The sequence below is a fragment of the Mesorhizobium sp. M1088 genome (assembly GCF_040318575.1).
In the GTDB taxonomy this organism is placed as follows: domain Bacteria; phylum Pseudomonadota; class Alphaproteobacteria; order Rhizobiales; family Rhizobiaceae; genus Mesorhizobium.
This window is the reverse complement of sequence record NZ_JAMYMO010000004.1, coordinates 260,828-278,373: the sequence shown is the minus strand read 5'-3', so window position 1 is coordinate 278,373 and position 17,546 is coordinate 260,828. Positions and strand designations below refer to the sequence as shown.

The 17,546-nt window shown below is 63.0% G+C and carries 20 protein-coding genes and 2 pseudogenes; 11 read left to right on the top strand and 11 right to left on the bottom strand.

Going from position 1 to position 17,546, the window contains the following annotated elements:
- The first annotated feature begins 71 nt into the window (after positions 1-71).
- On the top strand, positions 72-437 hold the full coding sequence (locus NKH49_RS07845) for a VOC family protein (protein WP_023680367.1): 366 nt from the start codon (positions 72-74) through the stop codon (positions 435-437).
- Positions 438-667: 230 nt separating this feature from the next.
- Positions 668-892 carry a hypothetical protein gene (locus NKH49_RS07840; protein ID WP_031213090.1) on the top strand — a complete coding sequence of 75 codons (225 nt, stop codon included), beginning with the start codon at positions 668-670 and terminating at the stop codon, positions 890-892.
- 24 nt (positions 893-916) lie between these two features.
- Here NKH49_RS07840 and NKH49_RS07835 read toward each other — a convergent pair whose 3' ends face one another.
- The 5 genes from NKH49_RS07835 to NKH49_RS07815 all read right to left on the bottom strand — a co-directional run bounded on the left by NKH49_RS07835 (position 917) and on the right by NKH49_RS07815 (position 5,874).
- Entirely contained in the window at positions 917-2,140 is a 1,224-nt protein-coding gene (locus NKH49_RS07835) for an MFS transporter (protein ID WP_352925825.1), read from the bottom strand.
- Positions 2,137-3,513, bottom strand: coding sequence for an NAD(P)-binding domain-containing protein (locus NKH49_RS07830; RefSeq protein WP_502907852.1), 1,377 nt, complete (start codon positions 3,511-3,513; stop codon positions 2,137-2,139). Before NKH49_RS07830 ends, NKH49_RS07835 begins: the two co-directional genes overlap by 4 nt.
- A 50-nt stretch (positions 3,514-3,563) precedes the next feature.
- The gene (locus NKH49_RS07825; RefSeq protein ID WP_352490030.1) at positions 3,564-3,896 is read right to left on the bottom strand and encodes an ArsR/SmtB family transcription factor; all 333 of its coding nucleotides are present in this window, start codon (positions 3,894-3,896) and stop codon (positions 3,564-3,566) included.
- Between the two features lie 69 nt (positions 3,897-3,965).
- Positions 3,966-4,388, bottom strand: a complete 423-nt coding sequence (gene arsC / locus NKH49_RS07820) for an arsenate reductase (glutaredoxin) (protein ID WP_352472164.1) — start codon at positions 4,386-4,388, stop codon at positions 3,966-3,968.
- An 862-nt stretch (positions 4,389-5,250) separates the two neighbouring features.
- Entirely contained in the window at positions 5,251-5,874 is a 624-nt protein-coding gene (locus NKH49_RS07815; RefSeq protein ID WP_352472165.1) for an NAD(P)H-dependent oxidoreductase, read from the bottom strand.
- A gap of 283 nt (positions 5,875-6,157) precedes the next feature.
- Here NKH49_RS07815 and NKH49_RS07810 point away from each other — a divergent pair, with 283 nt between their 5' ends.
- Positions 6,158-6,901 carry an SDR family oxidoreductase gene (locus NKH49_RS07810; RefSeq protein WP_352925821.1) on the top strand — a complete coding sequence of 248 codons (744 nt, stop codon included), beginning with the start codon at positions 6,158-6,160 and terminating at the stop codon, positions 6,899-6,901.
- Between the two features lie 46 nt (positions 6,902-6,947).
- Here the strand turns inward: NKH49_RS07810 and NKH49_RS07805 are convergent, their stop codons facing one another.
- Entirely contained in the window at positions 6,948-7,538 is a 591-nt protein-coding gene (locus tag NKH49_RS07805; RefSeq protein ID WP_352541186.1) for a DUF922 domain-containing Zn-dependent protease, read from the bottom strand.
- A 115-nt stretch (positions 7,539-7,653) separates the two neighbouring features.
- On the opposite strand from NKH49_RS07805, the gene NKH49_RS07800 reads away from it, so the two are divergent.
- A complete protein-coding gene (locus NKH49_RS07800; protein WP_352925819.1) occupies positions 7,654-8,418 on the top strand; it encodes a pseudouridine synthase in 765 nt (254 codons plus the stop codon).
- A gap of 154 nt (positions 8,419-8,572) precedes the next feature.
- Here NKH49_RS07800 and NKH49_RS07795 read toward each other — a convergent pair whose 3' ends face one another.
- Genes NKH49_RS07795 through NKH49_RS07785 form a run of 3 tightly spaced genes read right to left on the bottom strand, consistent with a single transcriptional unit; the run spans position 8,573 to position 11,130 of the window.
- On the bottom strand, positions 8,573-9,292 hold the full coding sequence (locus NKH49_RS07795; RefSeq protein ID WP_352834103.1) for a hypothetical protein: 720 nt from the start codon (positions 9,290-9,292) through the stop codon (positions 8,573-8,575).
- Positions 9,293-9,302: 10 nt separating this feature from the next.
- Positions 9,303-10,631, bottom strand: a complete 1,329-nt coding sequence (locus NKH49_RS07790; protein WP_352925817.1) for a tetratricopeptide repeat protein — start codon at positions 10,629-10,631, stop codon at positions 9,303-9,305.
- Positions 10,621-11,130 (bottom strand): hypothetical protein, encoded by a 510-nt coding sequence (locus NKH49_RS07785; RefSeq protein WP_352564192.1) that lies wholly within the window; start codon positions 11,128-11,130, stop codon positions 10,621-10,623. The genes NKH49_RS07790 and NKH49_RS07785 overlap by 11 nt, the downstream gene beginning before the upstream one ends.
- 137 nt (positions 11,131-11,267) lie before the next feature.
- Between NKH49_RS07785 and NKH49_RS07780 the strand changes: the two are divergent.
- From NKH49_RS07780 to NKH49_RS07765, 4 genes and pseudogenes are all read left to right on the top strand, one after another.
- A pseudogene (locus tag NKH49_RS07780) lies at positions 11,268-11,466 on the top strand (pseudouridine synthase); the annotation flags it as partial.
- Between the two features lie 146 nt (positions 11,467-11,612).
- Positions 11,613-11,960 (top strand): antitoxin Xre/MbcA/ParS toxin-binding domain-containing protein, encoded by a 348-nt coding sequence (locus tag NKH49_RS07775; RefSeq protein WP_023680350.1) that lies wholly within the window; start codon positions 11,613-11,615, stop codon positions 11,958-11,960.
- Positions 11,961-12,551, top strand: a complete 591-nt coding sequence (locus tag NKH49_RS07770) for an RES family NAD+ phosphorylase (protein WP_352925815.1) — start codon at positions 11,961-11,963, stop codon at positions 12,549-12,551.
- A gap of 70 nt (positions 12,552-12,621) precedes the next feature.
- Entirely contained in the window at positions 12,622-12,909 is a 288-nt protein-coding gene (locus NKH49_RS07765) for a hypothetical protein (protein WP_352564190.1), read from the top strand.
- A gap of 73 nt (positions 12,910-12,982) precedes the next feature.
- On the opposite strand, the pseudogene NKH49_RS07760 reads toward NKH49_RS07765, so the two are convergent.
- Positions 12,983-13,110 (bottom strand): annotated as a pseudogene (locus tag NKH49_RS07760) (HAD family hydrolase); the annotation flags it as partial.
- Positions 13,111-13,198: 88 nt separating this feature from the next.
- On the opposite strand from NKH49_RS07760, the gene NKH49_RS07755 reads away from it, so the two are divergent.
- Both NKH49_RS07755 and NKH49_RS07750 read left to right on the top strand, forming a co-directional pair.
- Entirely contained in the window at positions 13,199-14,590 is a 1,392-nt protein-coding gene (locus tag NKH49_RS07755) for an NfeD family protein (RefSeq protein WP_352564189.1), read from the top strand.
- Positions 14,587-15,357, top strand: coding sequence for a slipin family protein (locus NKH49_RS07750; RefSeq protein WP_023680344.1), 771 nt, complete (start codon positions 14,587-14,589; stop codon positions 15,355-15,357). The genes NKH49_RS07755 and NKH49_RS07750 overlap by 4 nt, the downstream gene beginning before the upstream one ends.
- 38 nt (positions 15,358-15,395) lie before the next feature.
- Here the strand turns inward: NKH49_RS07750 and NKH49_RS07745 are convergent, their stop codons facing one another.
- Positions 15,396-16,325 carry a LysR family transcriptional regulator gene (locus NKH49_RS07745; RefSeq protein ID WP_352501246.1) on the bottom strand — a complete coding sequence of 310 codons (930 nt, stop codon included), beginning with the start codon at positions 16,323-16,325 and terminating at the stop codon, positions 15,396-15,398.
- Positions 16,326-16,430: 105 nt separating this feature from the next.
- On the opposite strand from NKH49_RS07745, the gene NKH49_RS07740 reads away from it, so the two are divergent.
- Positions 16,431-17,441, top strand: coding sequence for a zinc-dependent alcohol dehydrogenase family protein (locus tag NKH49_RS07740; protein ID WP_352564187.1), 1,011 nt, complete (start codon positions 16,431-16,433; stop codon positions 17,439-17,441).
- Positions 17,442-17,546 lie beyond the last annotated feature (105 nt).

The window sequence follows — 17,546 nt, the reverse complement described above, 5'->3', positions numbered from 1 at the left end:
CTTTTCGGTTGCCCGCATCGTCTTTCCCGCGTGGGCGGCTGCGCGGCAGCCATCAAGCAGGAGAGACGATCATGCATATCCAGTTTGCCGAGCTTCCGGTGTTCGAGCAGGACCGCGCCAAGGCGTTCTACACCAGGCATCTCGCCTGCCAGGTCATGGCCGACCAGAAGATGGGTGATGGCGGCTGGCGCTGGATCGAGCTGGCATTTCCGCATGCCGTGACGAACCTGCATTTTGTCAGGCGCGCCGACGACGCTCCCGGCGCGGAGCCGGTATTGGTGCTGGTCGACGAAAATGTCGGGGCAATGATCGCGGCCATGAAAGCGGGCGGCGTCGAGATCATCACCGAAGCGCACGAGGCGCCGTGGCAGCCGGGGCGCACGGTGGCGGAGTTTCGCGACAGCGAAGGCAACCGCATGGTCCTCGCCAGCCGCTAAGCCACCAGAGCCCTCTGTCCGGCGGGGCGTCGTACCTAAGTCCTACCTCCGGCCGGACCATCGGCCGTGCTTCCTACCTATTATTATTTCGTGACCGCTGCGCGCCGGAACCTTCCCTTGCATCGGGCGTTCGGGCGCTGTATCGCGATGCCTCATATTTAGGCAGGCGGAGGAAATACGAATAAGGGCGGGTGGCAAAACAAACATGGGCCGGGGAGGAGCATCTTACCATGTCGAACCGTAAAATCGGAATGTCCCACAGTTTGGGGCTGCGCGTCGCTGACCTCAAATCCAGAATGCAAAGTGCCCAGATTACCGAGCATGAGATCAAGACGTTTCAAAAGGTTGCCGCCATTATGGGCGGCGCCAAAGGCTCACTGCGCCTCGATGCGGACGATCTGATCGCCGCGTCTTTCCTTGTCGATCCCTTGGAAGATCTCCCGCTCTCCAGTTGAAGGCGCCGAACGCAGGTCGAAATCCTATCGGGTTTGAACCTGCGATTGCCGCCGGCGGAGCATCCGCCAGCCCAAGCCGCATGCGAGGATGACGTTGGCCAGCGCCAGGCCGGAAAGCGCGGCCAACGTCCCGTGCGGGCCGAAGCGCTCCAGCAGCAATGCGCCGGCCGAGGGTGCCGCCGCCTGGGCGATCAGGCTCGGCATGGCGAGGCGGCCCATCAGCTTCGCGTAGCCGTTAGAGCCGAACAGCGCGAGCGGCAGCGTTCCCCGGGCGATGGATTCGAGACCGATGCCCGCGCCGTAGAAACCGAGCGCCAGCGGGATGATCGGCATGCCGGCCCAGAGCGTCGAAACGCCGATCGCCACAAACGTAACCGAGGCAAACTTGGTGAAAATCGGATGGTGGTAGCGCGCGATCATCATCTCGATCGCGCGCGCCGCCACCTGTGATGGACCAACCAGCACGCCGAGCCCGACGGCTGCGGCAAGCGCCATGCCGCTGCCTTGCAGGATTGTGAGCAGATGCACCGATAGTGTCGACGAGATCACCGCTGCGAGTGTCAGGGTCGCGGCCAGAACGATCATGATCGACGGATCGGCTTGGTTGTCGAGAATGGGTGCCGCCTTCTTCACTCCCGGTTTGACTGCCGGTTGCGGCGGCTCCCGGGGCAGGATCACCAGATAGAGCGGCAGCGCAATTGCCAGCTGAAAGGCGGCGTAAACCAGGCAGGTGCCGCGCCAGCCGACCTCCCCCAGCAGCAAGGCTGAGATCGGCCAGCAGATGGTGCTCGCAAGGCCGCCGAACAGCGTCAGCATGGTGATGGCGGAGCGCGCGCCCTGGCCGTAGTGGCGGCCAAGCGTCGCGAAAGCGGCATCGTAGAGCCCTGCCCCCATGCCCAGGCCGATGACCAGCCAGGCCGCGATATAGGCCGCAAGATTAGGGGCAAGAGCCAGCCCGATCTGGCCGAGCCCGATGCATCCGGCGCTGAACGCCAGAACGTTGCGGCCGCCATGCCGCTCGATCGACGAGCCGACGCGCGGAGAGATCAATCCTGCCGTGAGCAAGCCGAGAGACAGGCCGCCGACAACCCATGCCAGCGGCCAGCCGGTATCGGAGGAGACTGCCGGCGCGATGACCGCGGGAAGATAGTAGGAAGACCCCCACGCCATGATCTGCGTCAGGCCAAGCGCGGTGATGATCGCGCCGCGGCTGCGCACGATGGCCGGCGAAGGCGGCGAAAGACTCATGCCGCGACGCTGCAGCCACAGCCGCCTTTGCCGATCGCCTTTGCCTTGGCGTCGGCGACACAGCACGCATCCACCACTGCCGGCGCCGGACCGCCGCAGCAACCCTTGTCGGCAATGCCGATCCGCGGCACGGTGCAGACGCCGGTCTCGGGCAGCACAAGCTGGACATTGTCGGCCGCCACCATGTCTCCTGCGATCGCCGCCGCGACCGAGCGGACCTGCTCATAGCCGGTCAGCAGCAGGAAGGTCGGCGCGCGGCCATAGCTCTTGATGCCGACTGTGTAGAACCCTTGCTCTGGATGGCTGAGCTCACGGTGGCCGTGCGGCGGCACGTCGCCGCAGGAGTGCTCGTTGGGATCTATCAACGGTCCCAGTGCCTTGACGCTTTCCAGCCATGGATCGAGCTCGAGCCGAAGCTCACGGGTCAGCGACAGATCCGGGCGTTGTCCGGTCGCGGCGATGATGCGGTCGACCGGGCCAAGCGCCTGCAAACCGTCCCCGGTCTGGCCTTCGACGACCAGCCGGCCGTTGGCATCGCGGATCGAAACAGCCGCAAAGCCCTTCACCAGCCTGACGCCGCCGCTCTCGGCGAGTTCGCGCACTTCGGCGCCGAGTTCGCCGCGCGCCGGCAATTGGTCGGCATCGCCGCCGCCATAGATGCGCACCAGGTCGGTGCCGCGCGTTGTCCAGATGAAAGCGGTGCCGGCCTCCACATTTGCCAGGCTGGCGAGATCCAGCACCGCATTGGCGGCCGAATGGCCGGAGCCGGCGACCAGCGTCGTCTTCCCCGCATAAAGGCTGCGGTCGCGGCCGAGAATATCGGGGATGCCGTAGGCGATGCGGTCGGCAAATTCGGCCTCGCGTTCTGCAGGAATTCCGCCGGCGCCGAGCGGGTTCGGCATCTGCCAGGTTCCCGAAGCATCGATGACGGCACGTGCGCTGTCGCGTCTTGTACCATCGGCAGTCTCGACCGCCAGCATGAACGGCCGGTTCTCGCGTCCCTTGCTCAGCACCTTGTCGGCGCCCCAGCGCGAAATGCCGACGACCCGGGCGCCGGTTTCGATCGACGGCGACAATTGCGGAAGCTTTGCAAGCGGCTCGAGATAATCCGCGACGAGGTCGTCCGCGGTTGGGAATGCCTCGGGCTCAGGCATCCGCCAGCCATGCGCCTCGAGCAGGTTTCTGGCCGCCTGATCGACGCAATAGCGCCAGGGCGTGAACACACGGACATGGCCCCAATCCCTGAGATTGGATGCAACCGCATTGCCGGCTTCGTAGACTTTGACAGGAATGCCCCGCGCGATCAGGTGGACCGCTGCCGCCAGGCCGACCGGCCCGGCGCCGATCACCGCAACGGGGAGTTTTTCAATCATCTCCATGTCTTCCATCCTTCCGGTAATTTCGAATTATAATGGCAAAAAAATCATGCCGCCGTTTTGGCGGCCGCTTCCGCCGATGCCGGCGCACAGGTGGCGTCGGCGCAGCATTCGTCTGCGAGGTATCCGATGAGCCCATTCATGGCGGGATAATTGGCCCGGCAGATCAGCGTGGTCGCCTGGCGCTCCTGTGTCACCAGGCCGGTGTCGACCAGCCGCTTGAGGTGATGCGACAGCGTCGAGGCAGCGATGCCCAATCTGTCCTGGATACGCCCGACCGGCAGCCCCTCATCGCCCGCCCGCACCAGCGTCCGATAGAGCTGCAACCGCGTCGGGCTGCCGAGGGCTTCAAGTTGCGAGGCTGCTTTTTCGAGTTTCATGGAAATAAGCTATTTCCAGAATCGCTGCACGTCAAGAAAATTTCGACAAAGATCGAAATAAGACGATATCTAGCCGACGCGCTTGCCGCTGGCGTCGATGACGACCTCGCCGTCCTCCTTGGTGAACGGGCCGATATCCGGATTGGGCAGGATATCGAGCACGGCTTCGGAGGGTCGGGCGAGCATGGTGCCGAGCGGCGTCACCACGATCGGCCGGTTGATCAGGATCGGATGCGCCAGCATGAAATCGAGGATCTCGTCGTCGCTCCACTTCGGCTCGCCCAGGCCAAGTTCGGCATAGGGCGTGCCCTTTTCGCGCAGCAATTGGCGCGGCGTCATGCCCATCGCTGCGATCAGCTCGACGAGCTTTTCGCGCGACGGCGGATTTTTTAGATATTCGACCACCTCAGGCTCCTCGCCGGCCTGCCTGATCATGGCCAGCGTGTTGCGCGAGGTGCCGCAATCGGGGTTGTGATAGATGGTGATGGTCATTGCGCAGCTTTCATTGTCCGGCTGGTTTCGGTTGGGCGAGCAGCCACCCTGCAAAGGCCATGGCGAGCAATCGCTTTAGACTTAAATTTGAATCAGCCCCTTACTTCACGGGTTTGCGCCGCCCCATGCCTGCTTGCTGGCGTCGTTGTAGACGGAGCGAGGGACGCTGACAATTTCGCAAAGCGCCAACGTTGCAAGCATAGCGCCAGCGTTGCGGCCGGGTCTATCTCCCCGTTTATGGCAGGGCTATCGCAGATGGAAAGCGGAGGCTTTCGCTCTACGCTTTCGCTCTACGAAGGACCCCCACCCTAACCCCTCCCCACAAGGGGGAGGGAGACTTCCGTCGGCGCCGACCTCGGCAAATTGCCTGCTTTTCGGCGCCAAGGGGAAGTAAAGGCGTTCCCTCCCCCTTGTGGGGAGGGGTTAGGGGTGGGGTCCCTTCTTCGTAAGAATCCACATGCGATTTGCCCTGCCCCTGCGGGAGATGCCAAGTGGGGCGAAGGAATACGAGTTTGCAATCGTTCTGAGCAGCGACCTCGGACGAGCAGGAATTCGGATTTTCTATCGCCACGGCGTATTTTGTTCTTGCTTTGTGCCGGCAGCTATGCTATTAATTTGGGTATAGTGCTAATTGGCTCCCAACGATCCGCCTCCGAGGCGGGTTTTTCGTTTCAGGCGTTGCAGCGTTCGGTAGGTGGGTCCGTCAAGTCCATATTCGATTGCCCTGCCGTTTACGGGGAGAAACGCCCGGCAGGGCCAGAGGGGCGGCGCCTACTTCGATAATTGGCCGTCTCCAACACCAACCTGGCGCAATCGCCCGTCCAAAGCGATTGCCCGCGCCGGCGACGGCCCACCCGGCTGATCAGCCAGGCACCGTGGCGGCGACCGCATCAGCGCGGCCAAGGCCGGCAACCGCTTTTCTGACCCGCTGCAAATGCGCCTGGCGTCCGGCGGCCGAGACGCTGTCCATCCGGTAGAGCGCCAGGAATTTGGTCCGGCATAGCGGATGGCAGACGGAGCGGAAGCCGCGCAGCAGGGTCCGCCGGCCGGGCTGTCCCATGATCCACGACATCAGCGGCGTGGCGCCACATGTGGTCATTGCCATCACCCGGCGTATGTGCCGCAATTTGGGCCGCGGGCCGCGTCGTGCCGTCGGCATCTCGAAAGCGAAGCCCGGCACCAGCACACGCTCCAGCCAGCCTTTCAGCATCGCCGGAAGGCCATACCACCAGGTCGGATAGATGAAGACGACCGCCTCCGCCCAGAGCAGCTCCTGCGCATGTTCGTGCACCGGTTGCAGGTTCGCCGCCTTGTCGTGGTAACCGCGCCATTCCTGCGTGCGCATGACCGGATCGAAGCCGGCCGCATAGAGGTCGAGCAGGTGGACCTGGTGGCCGCTTTCGGCAAGCGTCTCCAGCACTGTGTCGCGCACGGCGCCGTTGAAGCTGTCGGCGCAGGGATGGCAATGGACGACGAGGACCTTCATCTGGCGCTCAGACCTGTCGGTCGCGAGAGGATCGCGGAGGTGCATGCAAGCGTCGCATGCAAACAAGCCACCCGCAGACGTAGTCGATCAGCTGTTTTCATGCGAAGCCCCGCAGCCCCCATATCAAGACGCAACACCTCCGGTCGCGTCAAGGCCCGTTCGTGCGCAGACGTGGGCTTGCTGGGGCCAAAACCCTAACGGTGGATTCGGTTTTTCGATCAGCATTGTTCCAGAAAGCCGGCGCCCTAGCTTCACGGCGGGTCCAAAGCGTCAGGAGAAAAAGATGCAGACAGGAAAACTGAGCGACAAGATCGCCTTGGTGACGGGCGCCTCTTCCGGCATTGGCGAGGCCACCGCCCTGGCGCTGGCGGCCGAGGGCGCCACGCTGGTGATTGCCGCGCGGCGCGCCGAGCGGCTGGACGATCTGGCGAGGCGGATCCGTGAAACCGGCAGCGCGGCACTGCCGATGACGGTCGACGTCACCGACGAGGCGCAGGCCTCGGCCATGGTCGAACGGGTCGCGCGTGAATACGGCCGGCTCGACATGCTGCTCGCCATTGCCGGCGTTGGCGTCGCGGCGCCGTTCCGCAACACGACGCCGGAAGAATACCGCCGGATGGTCGACGTCAACATCCTGGGCCTGCTTTATCCGATCCATGCGGCACTGCCGTCGATGCAGCGGCAAGGCGCCGGCCACATCGTCGTGGTCTCGTCGGGCACCGGCCGTTATATCCACCCTTCGGTGGTTTATTCCGGCACCAAGCACGCGGTGAGCGCGGTGGCGGAATCGCTGCGCCGCGAGATCGGCAAGGATGGCATCCGCGTCACCTGCATCGAGCCTGGCGCCGTCAAGACCGAGTTCACCCAGAATATGCGTGCCGATGTGCGCCAGGCGGTCGAGCAAAGGCTGGGCGACATGGAGCAGCTGGAAAGCGAGGACATCGCCGCCGCCATCCTGTATGCGGTGAGCCAGCCGCCACGGGTCAACGTCAACATCCTGACGCTCTATCCGACCGAGCAGGCGTGAGGGCCGCAAAGGTGGTGCCCTGCGCCGCCCCCGCAGCCCTGCAGCGTCATCCGCCGGTCATCAGCGTGAACACAAGCTGCCGCAGCTTGCCGCCTGGGCCGAATTCGACCCGGTCGAAATCGCGGCTCGCCTGCCGTTGTGCCTGGGAGATTCCGGCGAGCCGTCTCGTCACTTCGATCCTGATCTTGCTGCAGCCACGGTCATCGGCGACGGTCAGGCCAATGGTGGCCGCCTCGATCTTGTGCACCATGTCGACGATGCTGGCGCCGTGCACCTTCTCGTGGGCGGCGAGGCCGGCTGCGAAAACCTCCCAGTTCTTCTGGATTGCGCCCGGCAGCCGCGCGGCCGGCTTCGGCAAGGTGTAGGTAATGATCAGCTTCGGTCGCGCCGACACCAGCACGCAGGCGTCGCCTTGCGGCTGGTAGTCCCTCACCCAGGTCAGCTTGAAATTGGTATGCGCGATGACGCGGCGTTCGCCGAGCAGCGGTCCGCGCCCGCCGATCGAGGCATAGAGCTCCGGGCCGGATTGCCCTGAGATGGCATAGGTCTCGACCTTTTCGACTGCCTGCCAGCCGGCATGCGCCGGCGATGTCGGCAACAAGGCGAGCAGCAGGCAAAGGCGAATGGCTGTTTTCATGCAAGTCCTCGCAGCCGCTGCGCACGACGCAAACGATATGCAGTTCCCTTCCGTGGACATAGCCGGCGGCCGGCTATAGTGGGATGCTCGTATACAAGAATCCACAGGCAACATCATGTCGCCGCGACCGAACATTGCCCGGCAACGCCCTGCCCCCGGGGCCCAGCCTCCCGGCGTCAGCCTCTGTCGCGCGCTGTCGAAGCTTGGCCTGTGCTCGCGCAAGCAGGCCGAGCTTCTGGTTTCCGAGGGGCGCGTGCGGGTCGCCGGCAAGATCGTGCGCAACGGCTCGATGCGCGTCGATCCAGGCCGCGATCGCATCGAGGTCGACGGCCGCCGCGTCGCCGCCGAGCGTAAGGTCTATCTGATGCTCAACAAGCCGCGCGGGCTGGTCACCACCCGTGACGACCCGCAGGACCGCGGCACCGTCTATGATTGCCTGGCAGGCCTCGACCTGCCTTTCGTCTCGCCCGTCGGCCGCCTCGACAAGGCCAGCGAAGGCCTGCTGTTGATGACCAACGACACGCGCTTCGCGCAGCGCCTGCTCGATCCCGCCTCGCATGTCGCCAAGACCTATCACGTGCAGATCGGCGCGCTGCCCGACGAGGCCATGCTGGCGCGGTTGCGCGCCGGCGCGACCGTCGACGGAGAATTGCTGGCGGCCCGCTCGATCGAGTTGCTGCGCGGCGGCACCAGCACCGCCTGGCTGGAAATCGTGCTCGACGAGGGCCGCAACCGCCATATCCGCCGGCTGCTCGCCGCCCATGATATCGAGGTGCTGCGCTTGGTGCGGATCGCGATCGGATCTCTGCAACTCGGCGACCTTGCCAAAGGCAAGGCACGCCATCTGAGCGCGGAAGAGCAGGCGCTGCTTCAGGCCTGAACTGCTGGCGGCGACTCGACAGTCAGCCAACTGCCAGTCGAAGCCCACGTGACGCAGCAAGCGGGGCGCGCGGACAAGGGTCGCTTTCGACTCCTGGCGGATATTCCTAACTGACCGCTCACACCGGTTCGACCGATATCAATCTCTGTCGGTATTACATTCCGTCAGCACACAACAGATCGCAGCCGGCGACATTGATTTCCTGCATAAATATCTTGAGCGATTCTTGGGCAGGCATGGGAAGCTGGCCAACCGACGGGACAAACAAATCGATCAGAGCCCGGCGATGGTCTGGAGAGATGCTCTGCGCGAGATAGGGACCATCTGCTCTCAGCGATTCAACAAGAACTATCTTGTTTCCCTCCTTCAGAGCCGGGTCAGCCAGAAAAATCGAGGCGCCACGAAACATTTTCTCTATGCCTCCTCGAGCTTTGGCTCCGTTGGCGCGCAACATTTCGGCAGCGTTAGGTTGGTGCGCTAGGAAATCATTGAAAGCTATCTGCGAAGCGGCAGCAGCCCGAATCAAAAGCGCGAATGTCTGCGTAGCTTCATCCTGCAGAGGCAATGGGCTATTTTGGCTATAGAGCGCGAGTAGCGACCCACTTCTGTCCATTACGAAAGACAGTGCTTCCAGGTCGCCCTCATCGTATGGCGGCGAACCTATCAAAGCCTCGCCGTCCCAAATCTTGTGCAGTAGATCCCAGTCCGTTGGATCTTCAAGATTTGGCAATTTGCCTTCAATCCGGCGCTGCTGCAAAAGTTCATCGAACTTGGCGAACAAATCCTTCGCATAAGCCGGGCCTGTTGGCGGAACATGGGCGTGCGCCCATGTGGCAAATAGGATTGCAAAAATCGAGCACGCCGAACGTTTCACGGCCGTTCCTTTACTTGACTACCTTCAGAGGGCGACGGCGTTGTGCAATCAAGGCCAGGCGATAGTCGATATTGTCGATCGGAGCGCCACGCTCCTTTGCTTCGAGCAGAAATTTGCGAGCCTCCTCGAACCTCAGCAAGCGCTTCTCATACAGAACCGCCAACGCCAACCGATGGCACCAGTCTGCTGGCTCCATTTCAATTGCGTGCAACAAGGCCTTTTCTGACTCGTCGTACCGGTCTGTCAATTCGCGAAGAAAAATACCGTATTGATTATAGGTCCAAGCTGAAACACCCGAGAGTCCGAACACCTTGTCGAACACCTTTTGAGCCTCTATGGGCGCGTCTGTTTCGAACGCCATCAGAGCGGCCAGATTCTCCCACACCTTAACATAGTCCGGCTTGAGTTTGATCGCGCGCTGATACGCCGTTTTGGCGTCGGCGAAACGGGCCAGATGATGATGATAAACAAAGCCGAGATTGAACCACGACCATGCGTGCTCCGGATCGATTTCAACGCACCGCAGCGCAAGTTTCTCAGCTTCATGGTAGCGGGCGAACCGGCGACGGAGCAGTCCCGACAATTTCCCTGTCGCCCAGCGGTAGCGTGGATCGATTTCTATTGCCCGGCGATAGGCCTTTTCAGCCGACAAATAGTTGCCGATTTCATCGAGCATTAGCCCAAACGATGCCCAGGCGAGGCAGGCATCTTCTGTGGTTGCATCGAGGCGGCATTGCTTGAATGACTGATAGCTGGATTCCGCTATCTCGCGCGCCGAGTTACCAATGCGATGCGTGTCGGCGACGCAATCCCAGATGATCGCGTTGCGCGGGTGCGCGGCTATTCCCCGTTGCAAGGCGGCCAAAGCCAGCTGCGGCGTTTCCATTTTGTCGCGCAGGAACAAGGCAAGCAGGATATAGTCCCGCCCGGTGTGCACCTCGCCCTCTGCGCGCGTAACGTTCTCGGCACATAAGTCAGGGAGATTGAGCTTCTTGAACTGCTGAGCGAAGAAAAGGCTCGTCTGCGCGCTACGGTGCGTATCGATTTTCCACCGCTCGTAGAAGGCATGGACGCTCGCTTCGCTCAAAGCCATAGTCGGCCCTTCGGCAACTCCGCAAAACCAGACAAAATTGTCGACAAATCGCCAAAGCTGTTCCCTGTCGGATACAGCATCAATTGCCCGCAAGAGAACCGACACCGCGGTGTCCAGGCTGCTTTCCTCGGCCTCCAGTTCGACAAGCCCTGTCCAGGGATCGAGGTTAGCGGGATCACGCTCTATCTTCGCAACCAACGTCTCGCGCGATTCAAATTGAAATGTAAGGGGTTCATCAATCTTCATTGTCGGAAGAAGCCTTGGCTTTGCCGCACTGGGCCAGCACCTTGCCGATGGCGGCGGATGAGCCGGCAAGCGGAAAGCTGTTCTCGCCATATTTGCCCGAGGCGACCGTGACCTCGCCCTTGGAGCGCAGCAGGGCCAACAGCGGGTCGGTGCTGCTCAATTCCACGGTGAAGGTGTTGTACATTTCTTCGAGTTGAAGCGTCTTGGTCACCGCTTTGCCGCCGGCCTTGAACGCGAACGAAGCGATGCCGGGTTCCAGTTGCGGACCGCTGTCGCCCAAATCATAGCTCAGCGTCGGCTTGCCGAAACAGGCCAGCGTCAGCTGGGCGCCGCCATTCGATCCGCCGCAGACCGACGCCATCAGCACTTTGCCGCCCTCCTCTTCCTCCAGTTTCGCCGTCCAGCCGCACGGCGCGGCAAACGCCGGCTGCGCCGCTTGCAGGACGACCTGAGCGGCGACGCAACCCGCCACGACGAATTTCGCCAATGCGCTTCGCATGATCTTCCCTTCCCAAGTCATCGAACCATCGTCGGCCACGTGGCATCAAGGACTATACAAAACAAATTGTCCCGTGGCATTACCGGCGACACCAGGGCGCTGTAGCAATTCAGGCGATTGATTTTCGATCGAGTGGAAGCGGCACCAGCACCGCCTGGCTGGAGATCGTGCTCGACGAGGGCCGCAACCGCCACATCCGCCGGCTGCTTGGCGCCTACGATATCGTAGGTGCTGCGCCTGGTGCGGGTGGCGATCGGCCAATTGCAGCTCGGCGAGCTTGCCAAAGGCAAGGCACGCCATCTGAGCGCGGAAGAGCTGGCGCTACTTCAGGCCTGAAGTGCTGGCTCCAGGGGCCTTCGCACCGAACGGGTGATTGACATTAACATTCCTGTTTCATATTTTCCTTTTATGAAACCGAAATGCGACAGCGCAATTGAAGGGCTGGTCCGACGCGAAGTGGCTCGGCAGCCGGAGAGAAAAGCATGAGCACGGCGTTGCGGGCGGTCCCCAGATTCCTGGACGAATTGGGCACGTTTGGCGGTCTCAAGGGAACCGATATTGCAAATATCACCGACGTGTCCAAGGCCACGGTTTCGAGGTGGAAGGCCGGCGACATCAAGCCCCAGCCGCGCAGCGAGCTCATTCTATCAGACCTGCACTATATCGTCGGCCGACTGCAGGAATTCTACGAGCCAAGCGATATCCGCACCTGGCTTTACGCTCGCCACCCGCAATTGAACGGCGAAAGAGCAATCGATCTCATTCACGACGACCGTGCTCTCGACGTGCTCAAAGTCATCGACCGGCTTGAGAACGAGGTCTTTCTCTAGTTGGCGATCGCCGGGCGGAAACGACGCGATAGCCGGCTCATCGACGCTATCGAGGCAATAGTTCCGGTCGAATACTCCGGAACGGTTTGGCGTGTGGTGCGCCAGGGCCGCAGCCCGATCCAGTGCTCGAACTCCGGCGGCCGTTGGGACGATGGGACGTTCGACGTGCTCTACACCTCGCAAGAGCGCGAAGGTGCCTTGAGCGAGATGAGATTCCACTTGACGCGGGGGCAGCCAGTGATCCCTTCGCGCGTCAGATACAATCTCTTCGAGATCGATCTTGCTTTGGACCGGACGCTCAGACTGCTCGACCTGGCAGCCTTGCAGACCCTTGGCCTCGACACCGCGCGCTACGGGCAGCTTTCGTATCAGGAAAAGCACGCCGAATATCCGAGGTCGCAAGACATCGGCGAGGCCGCGCATTTCCTCGATTATGACGGTCTGATCGTGCCCAGCGCGCGATATGACTGCCTGAACGTCGTCGCGTTTTGTGATCGGCTGCCGGCCGGCGCGATGACGAGCAGAACCGATCACGGGGAAATTGCCTGGGCTAGCGGCGGCCCAGCTGCCGTCCATCCCCCGCTCGGGTGATGCGGCCAGCCGAAGTGGCGCGCTAACATTGCCTCCAAGTGTAGAGCGTCTAACGCGCAAGGGAGGATCCATGCGTATGCTCCGACTGATACCGACGCTGCTGGCGCTGCTGGCCGTGATGCCATTGAACGCTGAAGCGACGACGAAGAAGTACCCCAAGGGCCACGGCACGAATTGCGCCGAGAAGGACCAGGCGTGCCAGAAGAAATGCCAGGCTGTGCCGATCGACTACAATAGCGTCAGATCCATCAAGGGACGCAACGAATGTCTGAATAATTGCACCATCGGCTACGATCAGTGTCTCGGGGCACCCGCCCGAATCCAGGAACAGACAACCCAGGAGGACGTCGCGCAATAGAAGCCCGCTAGATGGCTCCAATGCGCAAGAGACATAGGTGTGATCGAATGACGGCGACAGCCCGCCGTCGCCTTCATGTGCGGCCGCCGACTTCGTCGACATGGCGCGCAGCGTGTCGTCTGGATCTTCATAGACGCGAAACGCGCCCGATTGGCGGAGCTCCTCGGTGCCATAGCCGCCGCTGAGCAGGCCGACGCCCAGCAGGACGGTGCGATGCGTCACCCGCCGCGCGCCGCGTCATGGATTTCGGCAAAATCCAGCCCATATTCCTAGATGTGGAGCTTTGAGCGTGAAACTCGCGCGTGCGGTCCTGCTTGCCGCGGCTTTCGTGGCTGTTGCGGCCGTTTGTCCCTCTTCCGCAACCGGAGAGGCGGACGGCCGGCAGAAAATTGTGCTGCGCGTCGAGATAGACGGCGCCATCGGTCCGGCGAGTGCCAGGCAGCTCGAGGAAGCGCTGGCGGTGGCCGCGGACCGAAATGCCCAGGCTCTCATCCTGCAGATGGACACGCCCGGCGGGCTGGTCACCAGCATGCGCGAGATGATCGCCGGCATTCTCGCCTCGCCGGTTCCCGTCATCGGCTATGTCGCGCCCGCCGGCGGGCACGCGGCGAGCGCCGGAACCTACATCCTCTACGCCACCCATCTGGCGGCGATGGCGCCCGGCACCAATCTGGGCGCGGCAACGCCGATCGAGATGGGCGGGCCGCTGCCATCGTTTCCCGGCGGCAAGAACGATGGCCCGGAGGCGGACAAGGACAAGAAGAACGCACCCGCGGGCGATGCGATGATCGCCAAGGCGACGAACGATGCCGTTGCCCTGATCCGCAGCCTGGCTGAATTGCGCGGGCGCAATGCCGAATGGGGAGAAAAGGCCGTGCGCGAGGCGGCCAGCCTGTCGGCCGGCGCGGCGCTGCAGCAGCATGTCATCGACTTCGTCGCCCGCGACACCACCGAACTGCTTCAACTGGCCGACGGCCGGACCGTCGAGATCGCCGGCAAAAAAGAGGCATTGGCGACGAAGGGGCTGCCGGTCGAAACGCTCGAGCCAGGCTGGCTCATCCGGCTTCTCGCCGTCATCACGGACCCGAATATTGCCGTCATCCTGATGCTGGTCGGCGTCTATGGCCTCGTCTTCGAATTCACGAGCCCGGGCGCGGTCGCGCCCGGCGTGATCGGCACGATTTGCCTTCTGCTCGGACTCTATGCGCTCAATCTCCTGCCGATCAGCTATGCCGGCCTTGCCTTGATGCTGCTTGGCATCATCTTCCTGGTCGTCGAAGCCTTGAACCCGACTGTGGTCCTTGGGCTGGGAGGCGTGGCTGCGTTTCTGCTGGGCGCAGCCATGCTGCTCAGGATCGAGGGGCCCGGCTTCGAGATGTCGTGGGCCGTTATCGGCACCGCCGCCGTCCTGACGCTCGGCCTGGCGCTGTTGACCGGCAGCTATCTGTGGGCGGCCCGCAAGAACGTTCCGCGTGTTGGCGCACAGGCCATGCATGGGCTGCCGGCGAAGGTTCTCGACTGGCAGGGCAGTGAGGGCCACGTGCTCGCCCGGGGCGAGCGCTGGCGGGCAAAAGCCGACGAACCGCTTGCAGTGGGCGACAGCGTCGAGGTGGCCGATGTCAGGGATCTTGTGCTGACGATACGGCGCCGCAATGTGAGAAGCGATGGAGCAAGGCAATGATCATCGGTTATGTGGCCTATCTGGCAGCAGCGCTCGTCGTGGTCATGTTCCTATCCGCGGCCATTCGCATCCTGCGGGAATATGAGCGCGGCGTGGTCTTCACGCTCGGCCGCTTCACCGGGGTCAAGGGCCCCGGCCTTATCATCCTCATCCCCTTCGTGCAGCAGATGGTGAAGGTCGACTTGCGAGTGGTGGTCCAGGACGTCCCGCCGCAGGACGTGATCTCGCGCGACAACGTCTCGGTGAAGGTCAACGCGGTGCTGTATTTTCGTATCGTCGACGCCGAGCGGGCGGTGATCCAGGTTGAAGACTTCATGACCGCCACCAACCAGCTGGCACAGACCACGTTGCGCTCGGTGCTCGGCAAGCATGAGCTCGATGAAATGCTGGCCGAACGTGACAAGCTCAACAGCGATATCCAGGAGATTCTCGACCAGCGCACCGATGCCTGGGGCATCAAGGTCTCCGATGTCGAGATCAAGCATGTCGACCTCAACGAGAACATGGTCCGCGCCATCGCCAAGCAGGCCGAGGCGGAACGGCTGCGGCGTGCGAAAGTGATCAATGCCGACGGCGAACAGCAGGCGGCGGCAAAGCTCGTCGAGGCCGGCAAGATGCTTGCCGAAGCACCGCAGGCTATGCAGCTACGCTATTTCGAGGCTCTCCATGACATCGCCGGTGAGCGCTCGTCGACGGTCGTGTTTCCGGTGCCGATGGATCTGCTCGGTCATTTCATCAAGCAGGGTGGTGGAGGCGGAGGCGGCTGAGCGCATAATCTCCCCCCTCGAGGGGGAGATCAGCACCCTCACCTCCGCCACGGCGGGACCGGCGCAAAGCGTTTGCCGATCCAGTCGGCGAAGGCACGTGTCTTGGCGGCTTGCCCCTTGGCCGAAGGCATGACGACATAGACAGCGCCCTCGTCGGCAAGCGTCCAGTCCTCCAGCACTGGCACCAGACGGCCGTCGGCGAGCTCGCGTCCGACCAGCCAATCCGTGCTCATCATCAGTCCGACGCCTTGCACGGCGGCTTCGACCAGTACCTCGGCATCATCGGTGACCAGCGGCCCGGAGACCTCGATACTGACGCGACGGCCCGAACTGTCGGTCATCTCCCAGGCCGGAAAGGTCTGGAAGCCTGAGAAGCCCAGGCAACTGTGTTCCAGCAGTGCTTCAGGTTCAGTCGGCGTGCCCCGGCGGGCGAGGTAGGACGGCGCGGCGCACAGCAGCCGCCGCCGTGTAGCGACCTTGCGCGCCACCAGCCGCGAATCCTCCAGCGCGCCGAGACGCACGGCGACATCGAAATTCTCGGCGACGAGATCTACGAAGCGGTTGGAGAACTCGGCCTCGATACGGACATCGGGAAATTCGGCGAGAAACTGCGGCAGCAGCGGGCCGATCCACATGCGCCCGAACGAGCCGGGCAGCGCCAGCCGCAGCACGCCGCGCGGCCCGCCGCCGGCATGCGCCGACGCGGCAGCCTCGGCCTCGTCGACCGCAGCCAGGATGGCGCGGACGCGAACGAGAAATTCCGAACCCGCCTCGGTCAGCGACACGCTTCGTGTCGTCCGGTGCAGCAGGCGCACGCCCAACCGCTCTTCCAGCGAGGCAAGGCGCCGCGACAGGATCGTCGCGTCGCGGCCGATGCGAGCAGCCGCCTTGGTGAAGGAGCGTGCTTCGGCGATGGCCGCGAAGGCGGCCATTTCGACCAATGCTGCCGGTTCGTGCGATTGCTGCATCAGGCGCAGAGCTCAAATGTAAAACACAAGGATTATATACCAATAGCGCAGCAGCTAGTTTCACTCAATCCCGGCCCGTCAATCGGCCATCAACCGGAGTGAGACATGAAAGCGATCGAACTGACTGCCCCGAGACTGGACGCGTTTCGCGCGGCCACCGTTCCCACGCCTGAACCGCAGCGCGGCGAAGTGCTGATCCGCCTGCGCGCCGCAAGCCTCAATTTTGTCGATGTCGCGATAGCGAGCGGCAACTATCCAGGTCCGAGCTTTCCGCTCATTCCCGTCGTCGACGGCGCCGGCGAGATCGTCGGCATCGGCGAGGGCGTGTCGAGGCTCGCCATCAACGACCGCGTCATCGCCCATGCAAAACCGCGCTGGATCGGCGGCCGTCCGCGGCCTTACGAGACCAGAGAGATGCGCGGGCTGACACTGCCCGGCTCGCTCGCCGAATACGTCGCGCTGCCGGCCGATGCCGTCGTGCCGATGCCGGCGCATCTGTCCTTCGAAGCGGCAGCGACGCTGCCGATCGCCGGCACCACCGCGTGGAATGCGCTTCGCGCCGCCGATGCCGGGCCGGGGTCGGTCGTCGTCCTGCTCGGTACCGGCGGTGTCTCGATCCTGACCCTGCAGCTGGCCAAGGCAGCCGGCGCCACGGTCATCATCACCTCGTCGTCTGACGAAAAGCTGGCCCGCGCCAAGGCCTTGGGTGCGGATCATCTCATTAATTATCGTGAGACGCCGGACTGGGACGCCAAGGTGCTCGAGTTGACCGACGGGCTCGGCGCCGATCTGATCGTCGAAACCGGCGGCGCGGCGACCTTCGCCCGCTCCATCAATGCCGCGGCGCCCGGCGGCACGGTGTTCGCCATCGGCTTCGTCACCGGCGCCGAGGCCACCACGAACCTGCTGCCGATCATCATCAAGGCACTCAAGGTGGTGGGCAACAACACCGGTTCGGTATCCGACCTGCGCGACGCGGCGCGGGCCATCGGCGCCGCCCGTATCGATCCGGTCATCGACACGGTCTACAGCCAGCATCAGGCGACCGAGGCCTACGCCCATATGGCGGCCGGCGGCCGGCATTTCGGCAAGCTTGCATTCAGTCTGTCGTGGTGAGCCTGAAAAAGGCAAAGCGTTGAAGCTGCCGATCTCCCCTCTCGTGGGGAGATCGGTCGTCACCTCGGCTTTTGACAATCGCCAATGCGCCGACAGTCCCAACCT

Coding starts and splice junctions, on each gene's coding strand:
- NKH49_RS07805 (WP_352541186.1), bottom strand. CDS start 7,538: ATGAAAACAGCCATTCGCCTTTGCCTGCTGCTCGCCTTGTTGCCGACA.
- NKH49_RS07775 (WP_023680350.1), top strand. CDS start 11,613: ATGAGCACGGCGTTGCGGGCGGTCCCCAGATTCCTGGACGAATTGGGC.
- NKH49_RS07785 (WP_352564192.1), bottom strand. CDS start 11,130: ATGCGAAGCGCATTGGCGAAATTCGTCGTGGCGGGTTGCGTCGCCGCT.
- NKH49_RS07800 (WP_352925819.1), top strand. CDS start 7,654: ATGTCGCCGCGACCGAACATTGCCCGGCAACGCCCTGCCCCCGGGGCC.
- NKH49_RS07835 (WP_352925825.1), bottom strand. CDS start 2,140: ATGAGTCTTTCGCCGCCTTCGCCGGCCATCGTGCGCAGCCGCGGCGCG.
- arsC (WP_352472164.1), bottom strand. CDS start 4,388: ATGACCATCACCATCTATCACAACCCCGATTGCGGCACCTCGCGCAAC.
- NKH49_RS07765 (WP_352564190.1), top strand. CDS start 12,622: ATGCGTATGCTCCGACTGATACCGACGCTGCTGGCGCTGCTGGCCGTG.
- NKH49_RS07745 (WP_352501246.1), bottom strand. CDS start 16,325: ATGCAGCAATCGCACGAACCGGCAGCATTGGTCGAAATGGCCGCCTTC.
- NKH49_RS07840 (WP_031213090.1), top strand. CDS start 668: ATGTCGAACCGTAAAATCGGAATGTCCCACAGTTTGGGGCTGCGCGTC.
- NKH49_RS07810 (WP_352925821.1), top strand. CDS start 6,158: ATGCAGACAGGAAAACTGAGCGACAAGATCGCCTTGGTGACGGGCGCC.
- NKH49_RS07830 (WP_502907852.1), bottom strand. CDS start 3,513: ATGATTGAAAAACTCCCCGTTGCGGTGATCGGCGCCGGGCCGGTCGGC.
- NKH49_RS07740 (WP_352564187.1), top strand. CDS start 16,431: ATGAAAGCGATCGAACTGACTGCCCCGAGACTGGACGCGTTTCGCGCG.
- NKH49_RS07790 (WP_352925817.1), bottom strand. CDS start 10,631: ATGAAGATTGATGAACCCCTTACATTTCAATTTGAATCGCGCGAGACG.
- NKH49_RS07845 (WP_023680367.1), top strand. CDS start 72: ATGCATATCCAGTTTGCCGAGCTTCCGGTGTTCGAGCAGGACCGCGCC.
- NKH49_RS07815 (WP_352472165.1), bottom strand. CDS start 5,874: ATGAAGGTCCTCGTCGTCCATTGCCATCCCTGCGCCGACAGCTTCAAC.
- NKH49_RS07825 (WP_352490030.1), bottom strand. CDS start 3,896: ATGAAACTCGAAAAAGCAGCCTCGCAACTTGAAGCCCTCGGCAGCCCG.
- NKH49_RS07750 (WP_023680344.1), top strand. CDS start 14,587: ATGATCATCGGTTATGTGGCCTATCTGGCAGCAGCGCTCGTCGTGGTC.